General features: G+C 69.9%; 2 protein-coding genes and 1 pseudogene. 2 read left to right on the top strand and 1 reads right to left on the bottom strand.

Translation table 11 applies throughout. The features are described 5' to 3' along the window. Window positions 1-117: pseudogene (locus QH276_RS08065) on the bottom strand (ABC transporter substrate-binding protein); the annotation flags it as partial. Between the two features lie 63 nt (window positions 118-180). Here QH276_RS08065 and QH276_RS08060 point away from each other — a divergent pair. Further along, window positions 181-843 carry a response regulator transcription factor gene (locus tag QH276_RS08060; protein ID WP_280401728.1) on the top strand — a complete coding sequence of 221 codons (663 nt, stop codon included), beginning with the start codon at window positions 181-183 and terminating at the stop codon, window positions 841-843. Between the two features lie 107 nt (window positions 844-950). Continuing rightward, complete coding sequence (locus tag QH276_RS08055) at window positions 951-2,453, top strand: serine/threonine-protein kinase (RefSeq protein ID WP_348536952.1); 1,503 nt, start codon at window positions 951-953, stop codon at window positions 2,451-2,453. Window positions 2,454-2,523 lie beyond the last annotated feature (70 nt).

Below are 2,523 nucleotides of genomic sequence, written 5' to 3'. Positions count from 1 at the left end.
CTCCCGGAAGCCGTAATTCCAGCCGGCGAAGACAAAATCGGGGGCGGCGGCCTGGACCACCTCCTTGGTGAAGGCGTCACCGAGTTCGGGGGTGCGTTCGAAATCGGCCCGCCACGGGGGGGCCCCCCCCCCCCGCGCCGCCGGCGGCGGCGCCATGGACACAGCAATTAGGCTGAGCGCGTGGCAATAACCGTTTTGATCGCCGATGACCAGGCCATGGTCCGGCAGGGGTTCGGCGCTCTGCTGGCCGCGCAGCCCGATATCAGTGTTGTCGGGGACGCGCCGGATGGGAAAGTGGCGGTCGCCGAGGCGGCGCGGTTGCGGCCCGATGTGGTGCTCATGGATGTCCGGATGCCGGAGATGAACGGCCTGGACGCGGCCCGTTCCATTCTGAACGCCGGTTTCGATCCGCCGGTCCGCGTGCTCATGCTCACCACTTTCGATATCGACGACTACGTCTACGAGGCGCTCGGTCTGGGTGCGAGTGGTTTCCTGCTGAAGGATGCCCCGGCCGAGGAACTGGTGCGCGCGGTCCGCGTGGTCGCCGCCGGGGAGGCGTTGCTCGCCCCGACCGTGACCCGGCGGTTGATCGCCGAGGTGACGGCCCGGCGCTCCGCCCGCCGTACCCCCGCCCCGGCGCTGGCGGCGCTGACTCCGCGCGAGCGGGAAATCCTGGAACTCGTCGCTCGCGGGATGTCGAATACCGAAATCGCGGAGGCCCTGTTCATTGCGGAGCAGACCGTGAAAACGCATGTGTCGAAGGTCTTCACGAAATTGGATCTGCGTGATCGGGCGCAGGCGGTGGTGCTGGCCTACGAATCAGGTTTGGTTACCCCCGGCTGAACGGATCGTCAAGGCTGCCATGTACCGCGCGGATTACCCTTGTCACGCCGGAACGGACGGCGTGAGCCCGGTAGGCTCACGAGTCTGTCGGTTGCCCGAAGGGGGTCGTGTTGCTCAACAGCGGTGACGTGTTCGCCGGGTTCACCATCGAGCGGTTACTCGGTGAGGGCGGAATGGGCGCCGTATATCTGGCCCGGCATCCCCGGCTCGGGAAACAGACCGCGCTCAAACTGCTCAAACCGGAACTGTTCGCCGATGCCGCGATCCGGACCAGGTTCGAGCGGGAGGCCGATCTGGCGGCGGCGCTCGACCATCCGAGCATCGTCACGGTCTACGACCGCGGCGCCGAGGGCGAGCATCTGTGGATGTGCATGCAGTACATCGACGGCGCCGACGCGGGTACCGTGAATTCGCTGACCCTGCCGCCGGAAAAAGCGGTGCAGATCATTTCCGGGGTGGCCGACGCTCTCGATTACGCACACGGAATGGGCGTACTGCACCGCGATGTGAAACCGTCGAATATCCTGCTGGCCCGGGCCAATACCGGTCAGGGTGAGCGGGTTTTCCTGACCGATTTCGGGTTGGCCCGGTTACGTGCGGAAACGGTGCGGCTCACGCAGACCGGGATGTTCACCGCGACCCTGGCATTCGCCTCCCCGGAACAGATGACCGGCGGCGACATGGACGGCCGGTCGGATCAGTATTCGCTGGCTTGCGCCCTGTACTGGCTGCTCACCGGAATGGCGCCGTTCGATTCGCCCAACCCCGCCGATATCATCCACGGGAATCTCCAGCTGGCCCCGCCGCCGCTGGCGGTCAAACGTCGTGGTCTGCCGCCGGGCCTGGACCCGGTGCTGGCGAAGGCGATGGCCAAACATCCCGGTCACCGTTACCGCACCTGTGCCGAATTCGCCGCGGCCGCAGCACATGCGCTCACCGCACCGGCGCCCGCCTACCCGCCGGTGACCGAGCAGACGGGGCGGGGTACGGGATACGCCGCTCCGGCCGCGGGATATGGTTCCCCGCAACAGGTTCCGGTACCTCCCGGCGCGCCGCCGCCGGGCTATCCGGCCGACGGTCGCTTCGCGGGCGCTGCGCCCCAGGTGGTTTCGCCGCAGCCCGGCCCGGGTGTGCCCGGGGCGCCGGCCGTTGAGCACACCGGTGGTGCGGCAGCCCAGGGGCGTCCCGGCGCGGGCCCGCAGGAGATCGACCGAACCGGCGCGCAACGCACCGTCGCGATAAACCGGGCCGCGCCGTCACCCGCCGGGCAGCCGGTGGAGCAGACGGGTGGTTTCGGGGCGGTGCCGAGGGGCGTCGAGCACACCGGCGGACTCCCGGTGGTGCCGGTCGACCACACCGGCGGGATACCGGTGGTGCGATCCGAGCACCCCGGTGACGCCGGGCCACGTGCCGGGTACGCCGCCGACGCCACGGAAAGCACCGGGGCCCGGCCCGCCGTGCCGCAGGGTTACGCACCCGGCGAAGCCCCGCCCGGCGGCCCCGGGGGGGTTCCCGGCCCCCCCCCGCCGCCGGGGCCGGGGCCCGGGGGGGGGCGCGCGGGGGGGGGGTTGGCGGCGTGTTATGCCGTGCGGCATGCCCGGGATCAGTAGGCCTGCGGGCGGTTTATCGAATTTCTGCAGGCTCAGCCGTTACTGCGGGCCGGCGGCCGGACCGCCGAAC

This window comes from Nocardia carnea, from assembly GCF_029869215.1.
In the GTDB taxonomy this organism is placed as follows: domain Bacteria; phylum Actinomycetota; class Actinomycetes; order Mycobacteriales; family Mycobacteriaceae; genus Nocardia; species Nocardia carnea_B.
Note: the sequence above shows the minus strand (reverse complement) of the source record. Positions and strands in the feature narration are given on the sequence as shown.